This window comes from Rubripirellula tenax (genome assembly GCF_007860125.1).
GTDB classification, from domain to species: Bacteria; Planctomycetota; Planctomycetia; order Pirellulales; family Pirellulaceae; genus Rubripirellula; species Rubripirellula tenax.
In genome coordinates, this window is record NZ_SJPW01000005.1 from 637,562 (window position 1) to 651,991 (window position 14,430).

Genomic DNA, 14,430 nt, shown 5'->3' on the forward strand with positions numbered 1-14,430 from the left:
TCGCGGGACGTGAACTGCAAAGCAGTTCACAAAGGCCCCTTTTACTTGCCTTCCCGCAAGCTATCAAAGTACTGCCGCGCGTGCTCTTGCTCGGTTCGCGGCAACGTTTGATTCTCCGTCGGATCGCTCTCCTCACTGAGCGTGCTTTGAATCGCCGACTTCACGTCTTCGCGGCTGATGCCTTTGCGGTTCGGGCCGTCCGCGAAACCGGCGATGATCGCCTTGCCTTTCTTCACCTCGCCGCGAACTTGGGTGTCATACGTGTTGGTGTCGTCGTCCGCTTCGGGGCGGTCACCTTCGCCGCTGCCGCGACCGAGTCCGTTGCCCGGCTTCTGGCCCATCCCGAACTGGCCGTTGCCTTGACAACTCTGGCATCCGCCACCGCCACACTTATCGCACCGCATTTGGTTCTTCGATTCCGACAACTGATCAAGCGACGACTCCAAATCTTCGAGTTCCGACATCTCGTCCGACATCTCACCCAATTGATCGGCCATCTTTTCCAGCGCGTCCGACGCCTGGCCGCCCTTGCCTTCTTTCATCGCTTGCGCGGCTTGGCTCATCGCTTGTGCCATCTTGCTCATCTGTTGCATCTGAGCATCTTTCTGCTGCATCTGGTTCATCTCTTGCTGCATCTTGGCCGCGTCGTCGCCCCGTCCTTCCTTGCGAGCCTTATCGATTTCCGCTTGCAGTTCTTGCTTCTTCTTTTCGTGCTCTTGGGCCGTTTTCTCCATGGCCTTGGCCATCTGCTGGACTTGTTTCATCAGTTGCTGTTTCTCTTCTTCCGTCAGCTTCCCGTCCTTCATTTTTTGAGCCAAGTCTTTGACCATTTGCTCTGCCTTGTCGAAGTCACCTTGTTCGATCGACTTGGCAATCTTCTCACCCGGCCCCGATTCCATGCCTTTCATTTGTGACATCGCACGCCGCATCTGTTCAGATGACCCGAGTTGTTCGCGGCGTTCTTCCAGCTGCTTCTTCAAATCGTTCAGCGCGATCATCGCATCCTTGCGGTCGATGCTCTTTTTCGCTGTGATCTTGTCGAGCTGCGACTCCATTTTTTCGTACATCTCCTTCGCCTCCTTCAATCCTTCGGCGTCGGCTTTGCGTTTTTGTTGCTCAATCCGTTTCTTCAATTGGCTAGCGACCGTCTTGACCTGTTTGGCTTCGATCGGATCCACCGTCGGTGTGCTGCTTGCGGTCGAACGGCTGACCGGATCGACCAACATCAACACGATCGCCAGCACAGGCACGATCGCCAGCGGCAACCACCCCAAGCGGCTCGGCTTAAGCGGAAACCGATCCGCCACCGCCAACTGATCCGCTCGTTTTTCAGCGTCGGCAACCAGCGCCAACCCGAAATCGGTTTCCTTGGTCGCATGATCCATCGCCATCGAACTGCTGACCCGTTCGCGAAGTCCGAAACGCTTATCGACTTCGGCCGCGACCGATTGCATCGAGGGCGCGGTGGCGATCGCGTAAATTCCGGCAACGACGAGCGCCGTTACTACTCCACCGCCGACCCAGCCGTAGGTCCATGCGCCGAAGTCGACGTCCATGAACCGCAGCGCCGGAATCGCGATGGCAATGGTGGCAACAATCAGCGCCACGAAGGTGGTCACACAAAACGCTTTTCCGAACCGGGCCAGGACGAGGCGTCGTCGGGCGATGGCGACTTGTTGTTCAATTCGGTTCATTGCGGTTGATCCGGTGCGGGGACGAGTTTCGCGGGCTACACTCAGTATAGAGGGCGGCCCAGAAGTCGGCCGAGTCAGATTTGATGTTTTCTTTTGAGTTTTCTTCTTCTGAGTTTTCGATGCTCCGTTCTGCCTCCCTGCCCGATCCGGACACGCAAACCGACGCCGACGTCGTGATTTACGACGGCGATTGCGTCTTTTGCAAGTCTCAGATTCGTTCGCTGCGGCGGCTGGATTGGGGCGGGCGCCGGTTGGCGTTCATCTCGCTGCATGACCCGCGCGTGACCCAGCGGTACCCCGATCTAACGCACGAGGCGATGATGAAACAGATGTACGTCGTCGACACCCGAGGACGCCGCCACGGCGGATCCGAAGCGGTGAAGTACCTGTCGCGTCGGTTGCCAATGCTGTGGCCGGCGATGCCGATTCTGCACATCCCCGGAACGGCCGGACTATGGCGATGGATGTACGGGCAAGTCGCCAAACGCCGCTACAAAATTGCGGGAAAAATGTCTGGCTGTGACGACGATGCCTGCAGCGTGCATTTCGACAAATAGCAGCATCGTCTGCTCGATCAAGCGAACCAGTCGACCGCGTTTTGAAACATTTTGAACCCGTCGCCTCGTTCGGGCTGTTCTTTGCGCCGCGTCCAATACGGATGCTGGGTCGCGTCGATGTGACGTTCCGGGTGCGGCATCAATCCGAACACTCGGCCGCTGGCGTCACAAACGCCCGCCACGTTTGCGTCGGCACCATTGGGATTGATAGGGAACGGCAGGACGTCATCCACTACCCCGCCCTGCCCTGCCCCGTCGCAGTACCGAACGGCCAGCCGACCGGCATCGCGAAGATTCGACAGAACCGTTTCGTCGGCTGCAACGAATTTGCCTTCGGCGTGTGCCATCGGCAAATACATCTGATCGATGTCTTTTAAGAAGACGCAAGGTGTCTTGTCGACGACCAAGTGAACCCAGCGATCTTCGAATCGGCCGTGGTTGTTCCACGTCAGTGTGGCCGGCGTTTGGTCGGCCTGGCCCACGCCTTCGGTCAACACGCCAAGCCGCATCAAGACTTGCATCCCGTTACAGATGCCCAGCACCAATCGATCGCCGCTGCCGTGGACAAACAAATCGACCATGTCGGCCAAGTGCTGACGCAGTCGTGTCGCCAAAATCCGTCCGGCCGCGATATCGTCGCCGTAACTGAATCCGCCCGGCACGCACAGGACTTGATAGCGATCCTTCAACGCCGGATTTTCGATCAGCCGGTTGACGTGAACGCGTTCGACCTCGGCACCGGCCTGTTCGAACGCGAACGCCGTTTCCTCGTCACAATTGGTTCCGGGAGCACGAAGGACCAAAACGCGGGGCGTTGCCATGACGGTGTCACAAACGAGGAAAGATGGCGAAAGGCCGAAGTTTAGACGTGATCGTCAGCGGTGAGAACCATATAGCGGACCCTACAATTTGATTTGAAGCCGGCCGTGCAGGCTGTCCCAGCCGACAATCGAGCCCTTCCCTCGCCACAAACCACGCCCGGCTTGCTCGAATTCGTCACCCAAATCGTGCGGCACGTACAGCACCAGCGGCAGCGGCGGATCCGGGACCTTGGCCCACACTGCAAAACCATTTTTGTAAACGTGGGGATCCTCGTCGCCGGCATACAGCAGACGCCGCTCGATCTCGGCCTCGATGTCGAACGCCATCCCCGTGACCGCTTCGACCAGCATTTCGACCTGTGATCGGTCGTCGCGAACGGCAAAGACATGTCGCGCGGTCTCGGCGAACGTGATCTCACCACCGCTGGGTTCGGGTTCCGGCGGGATGACATTCGTCGGGCCTGAACTCTCGCTTGCTCGTTCAATCGGCTTGCCCGTCGGTACGACCCTGATTCGCATCGACTTGGTCCAGTCCGGCCAGCGGGGAATGTCGATCCGAGCATCCGCGGTCCACATCAGTTCGTTGTTGGTCAACGAAATGGTGTAGGCGGCGTCCGCGGGAAGCGAGAACGAAATCGGAAAACGATACGTTTGCCCCGCCCGGAACGTGGTCGCATCGCCCAAGGAGATGGACTCGTCAAACACGGTGTGTCGATGAGTCGTTTGGTTGCTGCCGCTTCCGCTGACACAGCGTTCGGCAGCCGTCAAGTTGATCGAGACTGCGCCGATCGAAACGTTCTTTCTAGGTTCGACGACCAACTCGCCGGTCACGGCATCACCCGGTGCGACGACGTCCGAAGCCAAACTGCACTCGACCGCGCCCAGCACCCACTGCGGCAACACCTTCCGGACCAACCAATACACGACGCCTGCAACGGGAACCAACATGAACACGTAACCGAACACACCGAAATTACGCAGCACCGCAAAGCCAACTCCTGCGAACACGCTCAACACGGTGATCGTGATGATCCAAGCGACAATCTTGTTTACCTGCGCAGCCTTCGCCTCGGGCAACCCTTCGGCGCCGCAAGTCGGCTGCATCACAAACGCGACGGACGCCTTCGGATCAAAAGACCAAGGCACCTTCGCTCTTGCTTCGACGTAGTGGTCCACGTTCAAGTGGAACCCGTGATACGTCGGCGGCCAATTGGCGACTGGCAACTCGAACCGATATTCGTTCTGATCGCCAGCTTGCCACTTGCCCTCAAACAAGGTCGACGAACCCGCGGTACCGGTGGCGACGTTGCCACGTCCATGAGTCTTCCAGACCGAGTTGACTTCCAGTCCGCTGCATTGGACATCGGCGGTTGCCAAAACCCGAACGACGCCGCTGATCTTGCCGCCGCCGCCAACCACGCCGCTGGGATCGTCCAATTCAATCGATAAATCGCACTTCGCCATGCTGCATCACCTGAGCTTGAATTCGTTGGTAAAGATAGTGCTCGATCGCGCGAACGTCGGAACCGAATTGTTGATGTAACGCTTCAGCCTCGTCCAGCGAAACCATTCTCGCCGAATCCGCGCCACACATCGACGCTCGAATCCTGGCGTTAAGTATCTTCCGAATCAACGTCGAATGGTTGCCGCCCCCGATTCGGTCGGTGTGAACCTGGTATCCGTGACGACGCAGTGATCCAGACAAATCTTTGTGAGTCGCCAACACCACCGAAACACCCGCCGCGAAAATGCCGTTTCGAATCACGCGAGGCAATCGTTGGGCTTCGTCGATCATGACAGGATTTCCGTCGGGAATCGCCGGCGTCGGACCTCCCTCGGGCAAATAGACATAGCTGGCGTCGGCAAACCGCCGTGCGATTGCCAACATCCGCGTCGTCTTACCGCGACCACAATCGCCGACGAATTGAACCGCCGATCGTGGCTGACCGATCAACGGTTCAAAGCGATCCATGTCGACGATCGCCAACTCGGCTCGCTCGTCCCGCGTCAGCTCGCCAAACGGATTGCGAAACAATTGGTGTCGTTTCCATCGATCGGGATCGATCGGCAAAGGGCGTGTGGCGGTTGCGGAAATCATCATCGGAGTCCTTCGTGTGACGCTATCATGGCGGACCCACGACCGTTATGGCAACACAGTGAACACTTTGACTCGACCCACACCGTTCCTCCGCTGGTTAAAAATCTTCGCACCCGTCGCTCTGATCGCGACCGGCATCGCCCTGGTCGCGAGTGGGTTGGATGCCGCGCGGCTGCAATCGATGCTAAGCGAGCACAGCCAGGCCGCGCCGATCGGCTTCGTGATCATCAGCATCCTGCTGATGTCGGTGATGGTGCCCAAAACCGTGGTTTCGGTGACCGCCGGAGCCCTGTTCGGAACGTCGCTGGGAAGCGGATTGATGCTGGTCGTTGCCGTTGTCGCCGCGGCGCTAAACTATTCGATCGGCCGCTGGTGGTTGGCCGATTCGATCGAGTCTCGCATCCGTCGCCAGGATCAAACGCCAACGGGCGAGATCTTGCGAACCGCTCAGTCGATGGCTGGCGACGCTGGTTTCGGTTTTCATTTGATGATTCGTCTGGCCCCGATTCCGACGATGATGATCAGCTATCTGATGGGCGCCTGTGGCGGTCGGTTCGCGCCGTTCCTGGCTGCTACGGCAGTGGCCGTGATTCCCCAATCCCTGTGGGTCCACAGCGGCACGATTGCGACGGCGATCGACGATCCACAAGCCGGTGGACTACGATGGATGGGCATCGCGTTATCCGTCATCGGCGCGATCGCGATCAGTGTCGCCGTCCCGCGCGAAGCGATGAAGCGACTAAAAAGACAACGACTTACAGAACCAGGAGCCGTCGATTGAACGAAGCCGACTCGCAAACTTTCGATGCCAACACCAAAAAGAAAGCACGTCCGACCGTCTACGAATCGGCCGTCGATTGGTGGGTCGGGTTGCTGTTGATTCTGGCACCGTTGATGTCGGCTGCGATAGGCGTTTACGCGTGGTGGAACGGCCAACCCGGTGATGCGATGACGCTGTTCATCGCCGGCGCGGTCTCATCGCTAGTGACGGCGGCCTTCACGGTTCCATGTCGCTACACGGTCCTAGACGATGCCGTATCGATCCGATGTGGACTGATTTGCTACCAGGTTCCGCTATCCGAAATCGTGTCCGTCGAACGAACGGCATCACTCAAGAGCGGACCCTCGCTATCGCTCAAACGAGTCGCCATCAAAACGGCCAAGCGAACAATCATCATCTCGCCAAAAGATCGCGACGCATTCATCGCCGACGTGATGGGTTAACCCTCTTTGCGGAACACGTATTCGTTGCATCCCCATCCGCTGCCGACGGTCTTCAGGTTTTCTAACACGAAGCCTCGGCCGGCCAGCGGAACGATCACGTCTTCGGGTTTGGCGACTTCGAATGGCATGCCGCCGATCCAATCGACCCAGTCGTGCCATGCCGACATGCCGCGATCCTTCTTCTTGGCATGCCAGTCGGCAAACGGCAGCGGGTTTTTCAAACGAGCGAATCTTGCCAGCGCGAACTTGAATTCAAACACGCCCGCCACCGCCGTCACCCAAAGCGGTCGCAACAATCGCGGCAACCGGTGATATGTTTTTTTGATCGCCAACCAGCGTCGACTGCCGCCGCCCTGGTCATTGTAGATCGCGATGAAAAACTTGCCGCCGTCGTCCACTCGCTGGGACGCTAGCTCGATCGCGTGATTCATTTGGCCGGTGTGATGAAGGACGCCCCAACTGTAAACGACATCGAACACACCCAAGTCGCTCATCAGACTCGCATCCAGGACGGAACCCTGCTGGACGGACCAGTCACCATCGCCACCGTACCGTCGTTTGAGTTCTTCGGTACATCCAACCGAGTCGGCATCGAAATCGACCGACACGACTGACGCACCCATGCGATAGGCGGCAAGCGAAAACAGCCCGCTTCCGCAACCAATGTCCAGAAACCGGCATCCTTCCAGCGAGTCGGCGCCCAGCATTTCGGTCAGCGAACGGACGGCTTCATCGATCCGATCCTCGTCGAGCGCCTGCAAGAACGCTCGCCAGTTTTCGCCGAACGCGAACCGCGTTTCACCGTCATTCAATGCCACGTTCGTCATTCGATTGCCGGGTGGGAATCGTCAAATAACACAATCATCGGAAATCTCGGATTGTCATGATAGTTGCTACAAGGAAGCGAGGTCGCCTATAAAGTGACGTCCGCCCTCCCCTGCCCTCTCATAGCTGTGAAAAATCGCCATGGCCGCCAAATCACCTCGACGACGTTTCCTGAAAACTGCCGCAATTGCCACCATTTGCGCCCCCGCCATTCTGACGGCCAAACGCTCGGCCGCTCAAGACGTGATCGGTGACGGCGATTATAAGTTCAAATGCGAACACATGTTTCCGCAACTGCCCGATCGCTACTCGTGGCAAATCACCCACAATGTCACGGTCGATCCTGACAACAATTTGTATGTGATTCACGAAGGCGACGCCAAAAAAGCAGACCATCCGTCCATTTTCGTATTTGATTCCGAAGGCCAGTTCATCCGCGCGTTCGGCGAGCAATTTCAGGGCGGCGGTCACGGGTTGGAGATTCGTGTCGAGAACGGCACTCCGTTTCTTTACGTCTCGGGTTACCAACAAGTCAAATCGATTGCCAAGTTAACATTGTCGGGCGAGACCGTCTGGCAAAGTTTCGCTCCGATGAAATCGGGTGCCTACGCACCGGGCGAGGCAAGCGACCCGAAACGGATTTGGGGACGCGATCGTTTCATGCCCACCAATTTTGCGTTCTTGCCGGACAACGGATTCTTACTAGCCGACGGCTACGGATCCTTCAAAATCCATCGCTACGATGCGGAAGGATCTTGGGTCTCTTGCTTCGGCGGCGAAGGCAAAGGCAAGGGTACATTCAATACACCGCACGGCATCTGGATCGACGCTCGCACAGGCGGGGATGCCGAAATCGTCGTCGCCGATCGCGCCAACAACACGCTACAGTGCTTCACGATGGAAGGTGAGTACAAAAAAACGGTCACCGGGTTCGGGTTGCCTGCCAACATCGATACCAACGAAAAACTGATGCTCGTGCCCGAGTTGGTTGCGAGAGTTTCGCTGCTTGATCGCAACCACAACACGGTGGCCACGATCGGCGACGACAGCGAGCGGATTTTAGCGTCGCAAAAAGCGAATAAGGGACACGTGATCCGGACGGATGAAAGCAAGTGGGAACAAGGAAAGTTCGTCCACCCACACGATGCTTGCTTCGACAAGGAAGACAATATCTATGTCGCCGAATGGGTCGCTACCGGCCGCGTTACGAAGCTGACTCGCGTTTAGGATGATTTCGTGCAAACGGTTGACGTGCATTACCACCGCCGACCATGCATCAGAATCAACAGCCCTGCGAATGTCATCGCAATGCCGGATACCAACGGCCATGTGACGGGTTCTGCGAACAGCATCACACCGGCAACGGCGGCCATCGCGACTTGCGAAGCGTTGATCAAGTTAACGGCGACAACGGGCAAGGCTTTTAACGAATATGACAGCGCCACAAACGCTAGAAAGTTGAACAATCCACCCGCGCCCATCATTGCCCACTGAGTGCTGTTGAGCGCGGCGATTGGATCGGTCCCGCTTTGCATCAATGTAAACGACCAAAGCGAAACGGTGCCGACCGCTCCACTTAGGAACATTGTCATTGGCGCCGACACGCCGCTATGCAGTGTCTTACGCATCACAACACCAAACAAAGAATAGGCTGCGCCGGACGCAGCCGCGCACAATCCGCCCACCCAAATTGGAAGTTCCGACGCGGACGTGTTCGGCTTGACCGTCGATGTCGGTAGCGATAACACGACGACGGCGGCGATCAAAGTCACCATCGCGATGATGGTCGGTGTGCGAACGGGTTCGCGCAAAATCAAGCGTCCTAGTACCGCTCCACCGATGATCAGTACACCCAAGGTGATCGGCACCGACGCGGCCAAGCCGATCACGCCCAAGGCGATTTGAAACGCCGCGTTTCCAACAAATTGGCCCAACAGGGCGACCAGCATGAAACGTGGAATCATTCGCCCGCTGGTGATGATCGGTTGACCGCGAAACGACATCCACACCAATACGGGAGCCAAAAAAAGAACCGTCGGCGCGGCCTTCACGGCGGACACCAAAAATGGATCCAAATCGACGCATCCGCGCAGCGCGACATTGGCGGCGGTATACAAGAACGCCGCAGAAATTCCGCAGATGCCGCCGACCAGCAAACTGTTCGATGGTGGAGGTTGGGGCGATTGTTCGCCACTCATAAGGCGATCAACCGGGCCACGTGTCGGCAAGCGGATCGACATCGCCAGGCTTGGGTTTCGTGCCCTCGGTTGTTGTCGACGAATCGAAACTGGCCGTATCTCTGCCCGGAATCGTGGTATCGTAGAAGTCGACCCAAGTCGATTTGCCCAAGTCCTCAAAGGCCGGCGACGAAACGACAACGGTAATATTGTCTTCTCCACCCGCTTCATTGGCCAATTCGATCAGCCGGCGACACGCGTCTTGCGGATTATCGTTTTCACTGACGACTTGGGCCAACGCATCCGAACGTACATAGCGGTGCAGCCCATCGCTGCACAGGACAATTTTGTCGCCCGGTTCTAAGTCGACCCGCTTCACTTCCGCGATCAAGTCGCCACTGGTCCGTCCGCCCAAGACGTTCCACAATACGTTGCTGTATTTGCTAGTGGCTTCGTCTTCGGGTTTCAGTCCACCGGCATCGACCATCTGCCTCGCGATCGTGTGGTCGGTCGTCAACGGATCAGCGACTCCGTTTCGAATCAGATAGCATCGGCTGTCACCAGCATGAACGACGTAAAGTTGCGGCCAAATCAGATAGGCCATCGTCAACGTGGTTCCCATCCCGCGTTGGTCTTCGAAACGCGTTGATTCCAACAGAATGCGAGTATGTGCGTCTTTGAGCAAGTCTTGCAAATCGGCGATGAACGCTTCTTCTTTTTCGGTCTCGCTTTGGAAGTGCCAGTGAACACTGCTCAACAGACGGCGGACCAAATGTTCGATCGCTAACTGACTCGCTTTCTCACCCGCCGCGTGGCCCCCCATTCCGTCAGCGACTAACAGCACTTCGCCCTGGACCGATCCGAACACTCGCTTCTCCATTCCCAAGCTGTTGGAACCGACACGCATCGACTTGTTCAGTTGGGCGATCAGAAACTGATCTTGGTTGGTTTCTCGAACGCGTCCGCAGTCTGTCGCTCCGCTAGCGCTTAGCTCCTCTTCACCCGAAAAGAAACCGGCATCACCGCTATCGGATGGATTGTTCAACGTTTTCCTCGTTTGGCCGGCGTGGAATAAAGCGGCGGATGCGAAACGCCGATCGGCGGGATTTGGTGATTCGGGACGCAGCCATCTGGCAAGTAAAGCGATTCAGGTCATTGTCCTGTGTCAGGAAGCCCACGGCAACCGTCGGGGGGAAGATCGTCGGCTTTCTTATGAGATCAAATTCGCGAAACGTATTGCCCACTCAATCTACGTATCAGTCGTCGCATCTCTAGAACGCTGATGATGGCAATCACGCGTTGGGCGGGCAATTCGCACGTTTCAATGACGCGATCGATGGGAGTGCTTTCCGATTCGATGGCGTCCAGAACCTTCCGTTCGAGTTCATTCAGTTGCAGTTCCGCGACATTTCGGATCTCGGATCCATCGGTCGTCTGCACAGGCGCCCGCATCGGACCGAGTTCTTCCAGGATATCGTCCACCGTCTGGACCAACTTGGCTCCGTCGCGAATCAATTGATTGCAGCCTCTTGATGCGCGGCTGGTGACGGGGCCGGGAACCGCCAAAACTTCACGATTCTGCTCCATGGCAATTCGGGCCGTGATCAACGCTCCCGAACGATCGGGCGCTTCGATGACCAAGGTCGCCAAGGATAGACCCGCGATGATGCGATTTCGCTGAGGAAACATGCCTGCGCGAGGTTTCGCGTAAGGCGGATACTCGCTGATGACGGCCCCGTGTGCCGCGATGGCTTTGGAAAGTCCCTCATGTTCGCTGGGATAGATTTCGCCGTGACCGCTGCCCAACACCGCGATCGTACGGCCACCGCCGGCCATGGCGCCTTCGTGTGCCGCAGCGTCGATCCCACGGGCCATGCCGCTGATGACCGTCACACCGGCTCGGGCTAGCGAATAAGCAAGGTGTTCCGCTTGCTTCAAGCCATAGGTGGTCGCGTGACGCGTCCCGACGATCGCGACCGCGATTTCGTCCTCGGCCACCGCATCGCCGTGAACAAAAAGTATCGGTGGCGCATCGGGCAGATCTGCCAGCAATCGCGGATACGATTCGTGATCATCGCAAACGATGTCGACGCGTTCGCGAGCGCACCAGTTCACGATCGACCGAACGTCAACCAAGTCATCCGCCGATCGGATCGACTGAATCACTTTCGGTCCCACACCATGAACGGATGCGAGTTGGTGGTCGGGGGCGGCTAAAACCGATGCAGGATCGCCGAAACACTCGAGCAACAAAGACAACGTTCGCGGTCCGATGCCCGGCAACATGGCGAGTCGAAGAGTGTCGGCGGTTGCGGACGAAATTTCGCGGCGCTGCGCTGTCGACGTTCCATCGTTGAGTCCGGCCATCGCAAGTCCTTTGTGTCACACGGTTGATTTGGTGTGGACGAAATTTTAACGCCTTTGGTGTTGCGAAGTGTGCGAACTCGCGAAACTTTTCGGGATGTCGAATTCCTGTCACGGCGTGCCTGGCAGCCTGTTGAAAAAGGGGTCTGACCCTTTGGAGACGTTGCTGAAACATTGTGAATTCGAAACGTCGGAGAGGGGCAGACCCCTTTTTCAACAGGCTGCTGGGCCACAATCGGGGCGGCATTCAGCACCAAATCTAACAGTGGTTCTCCACTGCGACCCTGATCGCTTAGTCTGGGCGATCACGACCTACACCGCAGGATACAAGCATGCCCCGCTCGAACGATGCCGACGATCGTCACGAATTGATTTCGTATACCGATGACATCTATCGAACGGCCGAGGGTTCATCGCATCCCTTACGACGTTTGTTTCCGACGCTCGACTTTTATCGCCAATTCGGTTGGAACGTGTATCAATCCAGTCGTCAGGCACGCGCCGGGGTCTACGACGAACAGCAGTGGAGCCGGACCAGCCACATGGTGCTAAAGTCGCTCGAGTCCGTTGGCGTTCGCATCGAGATTCAAGGCGTTCAAAACATTCGTTCGCTGGACTCGCCTTGCGTCTTTGTCGGCAATCACATGAGCATGTTGGAAACGATCGTATTGCCCGCGATCATTCAACCGGTTCACAACGTCACCTTTGTGACCAAGCAAAGTCTGTTGGACTATCCCGTTTTTCGACACATTTTGCGGTCACGAAATCCAGTAGCCGTATCGCGAAACAATCCTCGTGAAGACTTCAAGGTCGTCATGACAGAGGGAAAAGATCGCCTCGATCGGGGAATCTCCATCGTCGTGTTTCCTCAAACCACACGAAGCGCGACGTTCGATCCGGCGCAATTCAACACCATCGGCATCAAACTGGCTTCGCGAGCCGGTGTGCCCGTCATCCCGATCGCCTTGCAAACCGACGCCTGGGGGAACGGACGTCGCTTGAAAGATTTTGGTCGCATCGACGCGACCAAAGTCGTCCGCTTCGCGTTCGGACCACCCATTTCGGTCACCGGACGTGGCGAACAGCAACACCAACAAGTCATCGATTTTATCGAAAGCAAACTGGCCCAGTGGTCTCGATAGGTCGTCATCCGAATCCGGTTACAAGTGACTGTAACTGTGACTCGGATCGGCAACGCAGCGCAGCGATCAATAGCAATGATGCCATGTCAGCGTTCTTCACCCAGCCGATCGAGGATCGTTTGCCAAACCGGGTTCCGACTGCCATTGGCCATCGGAGCGATCAATTCGCTGTGGGCCAGCGGGACTTCGACGTGATCTTTGACACCGGGTATCCAAGCGTTTGAAACCGAAACGGCGCCATCGCCCTTTCCCTCGATCCATTCATCCGTCTCTTGAATCAGCGGTAATATGCGGGGGCGAATCAAACGAGTGAAACTTCCGTCTTGGTCGAGCTGTCTCAACATCGATCGGAGCTCTTGAGAGTCTTCCGCACTGACCGGGCATCGAGTCCCCGCGATGCACGTGTATTGAACGTCGCTTCGCCGAGGCCACGCGTTCATGTTCGCCAACGCGGGCGATCCGGGTTCTAAATCGCGAATGCCGGGGCTGGAGGGTAAATGCAACAGCAGATTGACACAGTCTTGTGGCTGAAGGCTTCCCTCCGTCACCAAGTCAATCAACGGCGGCATCGTCGCCAACGTGGAACCTCCGTGAGGCGTGGCGATCGTGATCAATCGAACGATGTGCCGATCCGCCAACTTGGGATCTTCGGCCCATTGCCGCGTCACCAACCCACCCATCGAATGACCGATCAACGCAAGCGACGGTGTTCGCACTTGAGATCGAAAAAACGCCTTGCACTGATCGGCTGCCATCGCGGCGGTGTCAGCGATCGAACGGCGGTCGTCATAGGAAACGGTCGCTGTCGCGTAACCAGCTCGACGCAATTCGTCTCGCAGTGGCGAGAAGACATGCGGACCACTCTTCAGTCCATGGAAACAAACCACCAACGGCTTCGTCAGAGTTTGTGCTTCCCAGTTTTCATCGACCGTCAACGTCACGGGCGCCGGTCCCCGAATCGCCCGACCGTCGCTTTCGATCTTTGTGGCTTCGTCGGCAATTCTCAATCGCAATTTGATCGAGGGCTCTCCTTTGGCGTCGACATCCATCAAGATCGATCCGCGTTGGCCCAGCATCAAGTTGACGCCCATCAAAACCAACTGCACACCGCCGTCGGACAAGTTCATCTCGCCATCGGGAAGCAGGCCGCGGACCGATTCTTTGTCCAGTTGAATCGCATCGGCCATCGCGTCGGCGACGTCGCCCCATCGTACCCGTCCATCGACCGACGGCACCGCCACCTCCAACCATTCATTCGAAACGGTTTGGCCGCTGGCACTCGAACCGACCGAGACGCCACCGATCAATATCGTCAAGGCAAGGAACACCCATCGATTTCTACTCTCGCGACGGTTGGGGATGGGACCATCGGGAACCAAGGCGACGCCCGGAAAAACGGAGGCTGAAAAAGGCATCGTTCACTCGAATGGCAAAACTGAAACAGGAGGCTCACTAAAACGTTAGGCATTTCCGACCGACGTGTCCAATCACTTCGTATCCTGGTTGCGACGAGACATCGGCCCTGTCA

The 14,430-nt window shown here is 57.2% G+C and carries 14 protein-coding genes; 5 read left to right on the forward strand and 9 right to left on the reverse strand.

Annotated elements, in window-relative coordinates; genetic code table 11:
* Positions 1–41 precede the first annotated feature (41 nt).
* A complete protein-coding gene (locus tag Poly51_RS20715; protein ID WP_146459676.1) occupies positions 42–1,694 on the reverse strand; it encodes a hypothetical protein in 1,653 nt (550 codons plus the stop codon).
* Positions 1,695–1,813: 119 nt separating this feature from the next.
* Between Poly51_RS20715 and Poly51_RS20720 the strand changes: the two genes are divergently transcribed.
* Positions 1,814–2,251, forward strand: a complete 438-nt coding sequence (locus Poly51_RS20720; protein ID WP_246114650.1) for a thiol-disulfide oxidoreductase DCC family protein — start codon at positions 1,814–1,816, stop codon at positions 2,249–2,251.
* A 17-nt stretch (positions 2,252–2,268) separates the two neighbouring features.
* Here the strand turns inward: Poly51_RS20720 and Poly51_RS20725 are convergent, their stop codons facing one another.
* The 3 genes from Poly51_RS20725 to Poly51_RS20735 all read right to left on the reverse strand — a co-directional run bounded on the left by Poly51_RS20725 (position 2,269) and on the right by Poly51_RS20735 (position 5,173).
* A complete protein-coding gene (locus Poly51_RS20725) occupies positions 2,269–3,072 on the reverse strand; it encodes a phosphoribosylformylglycinamidine synthase subunit PurQ (protein WP_146459678.1) in 804 nt (267 codons plus the stop codon).
* A gap of 81 nt (positions 3,073–3,153) precedes the next feature.
* Positions 3,154–4,536 carry a sporulation protein gene (locus Poly51_RS20730; protein ID WP_146459679.1) on the reverse strand — a complete coding sequence of 461 codons (1,383 nt, stop codon included), beginning with the start codon at positions 4,534–4,536 and terminating at the stop codon, positions 3,154–3,156.
* On the reverse strand, positions 4,511–5,173 hold the full coding sequence (locus Poly51_RS20735) for a hypothetical protein (RefSeq protein WP_186775694.1): 663 nt from the start codon (positions 5,171–5,173) through the stop codon (positions 4,511–4,513). Before Poly51_RS20735 ends, Poly51_RS20730 begins: the two co-directional genes overlap by 26 nt.
* 64 nt (positions 5,174–5,237) lie before the next feature.
* Between Poly51_RS20735 and Poly51_RS20740 the strand changes: the two genes are divergently transcribed.
* Together Poly51_RS20740 and Poly51_RS20745 are read left to right on the forward strand one after the other, a co-directional pair.
* Complete coding sequence (locus tag Poly51_RS20740) at positions 5,238–5,951, forward strand: TVP38/TMEM64 family protein (protein ID WP_222435900.1); 714 nt, start codon at positions 5,238–5,240, stop codon at positions 5,949–5,951.
* Positions 5,948–6,394, forward strand: a complete 447-nt coding sequence (locus Poly51_RS20745) for a PH domain-containing protein (RefSeq protein ID WP_186775696.1) — start codon at positions 5,948–5,950, stop codon at positions 6,392–6,394. The genes Poly51_RS20740 and Poly51_RS20745 overlap by 4 nt, the downstream gene beginning before the upstream one ends.
* On the opposite strand, the gene Poly51_RS20750 is transcribed toward Poly51_RS20745, so the two are convergent.
* Positions 6,391–7,212, reverse strand: coding sequence for a class I SAM-dependent methyltransferase (locus tag Poly51_RS20750; RefSeq protein WP_390621795.1), 822 nt, complete (start codon positions 7,210–7,212; stop codon positions 6,391–6,393). The genes Poly51_RS20745 and Poly51_RS20750 overlap by 4 nt on opposite strands.
* A gap of 148 nt (positions 7,213–7,360) precedes the next feature.
* Here Poly51_RS20750 and Poly51_RS20755 point away from each other — a divergent pair, with 148 nt between their 5' ends.
* Positions 7,361–8,446, forward strand: a complete 1,086-nt coding sequence (locus tag Poly51_RS20755) for a hypothetical protein (protein ID WP_146459684.1) — start codon at positions 7,361–7,363, stop codon at positions 8,444–8,446.
* Positions 8,447–8,475: 29 nt separating this feature from the next.
* Here the strand turns inward: Poly51_RS20755 and Poly51_RS20760 are convergent, their stop codons facing one another.
* The 3 genes from Poly51_RS20760 to dprA form a co-directional block, all read right to left on the reverse strand.
* Positions 8,476–9,417, reverse strand: a complete 942-nt coding sequence (locus Poly51_RS20760) for a DMT family transporter (RefSeq protein ID WP_186775697.1) — start codon at positions 9,415–9,417, stop codon at positions 8,476–8,478.
* Positions 9,418–9,424: 7 nt separating this feature from the next.
* Positions 9,425–10,441 carry a PP2C family protein-serine/threonine phosphatase gene (locus tag Poly51_RS20765; protein ID WP_246114651.1) on the reverse strand — a complete coding sequence of 339 codons (1,017 nt, stop codon included), beginning with the start codon at positions 10,439–10,441 and terminating at the stop codon, positions 9,425–9,427.
* Between the two features lie 173 nt (positions 10,442–10,614).
* Entirely contained in the window at positions 10,615–11,763 is a 1,149-nt protein-coding gene (dprA, locus tag Poly51_RS20770) for a DNA-processing protein DprA (protein WP_146459686.1), read from the reverse strand.
* A 329-nt stretch (positions 11,764–12,092) separates the two neighbouring features.
* On the opposite strand from dprA, the gene Poly51_RS20775 reads away from it, so the two are divergent.
* Positions 12,093–12,902: a lysophospholipid acyltransferase family protein gene (locus Poly51_RS20775; RefSeq protein ID WP_146459687.1), complete on the forward strand. Its 810-nt coding sequence runs from the start codon at positions 12,093–12,095 to the stop codon at positions 12,900–12,902.
* Between the two features lie 86 nt (positions 12,903–12,988).
* Here the strand turns inward: Poly51_RS20775 and Poly51_RS20780 are convergent, their stop codons facing one another.
* Positions 12,989–14,317 carry an esterase/lipase family protein gene (locus Poly51_RS20780; protein WP_146459688.1) on the reverse strand — a complete coding sequence of 443 codons (1,329 nt, stop codon included), beginning with the start codon at positions 14,315–14,317 and terminating at the stop codon, positions 12,989–12,991.
* Positions 14,318–14,430: the final 113 nt, after the last annotated feature.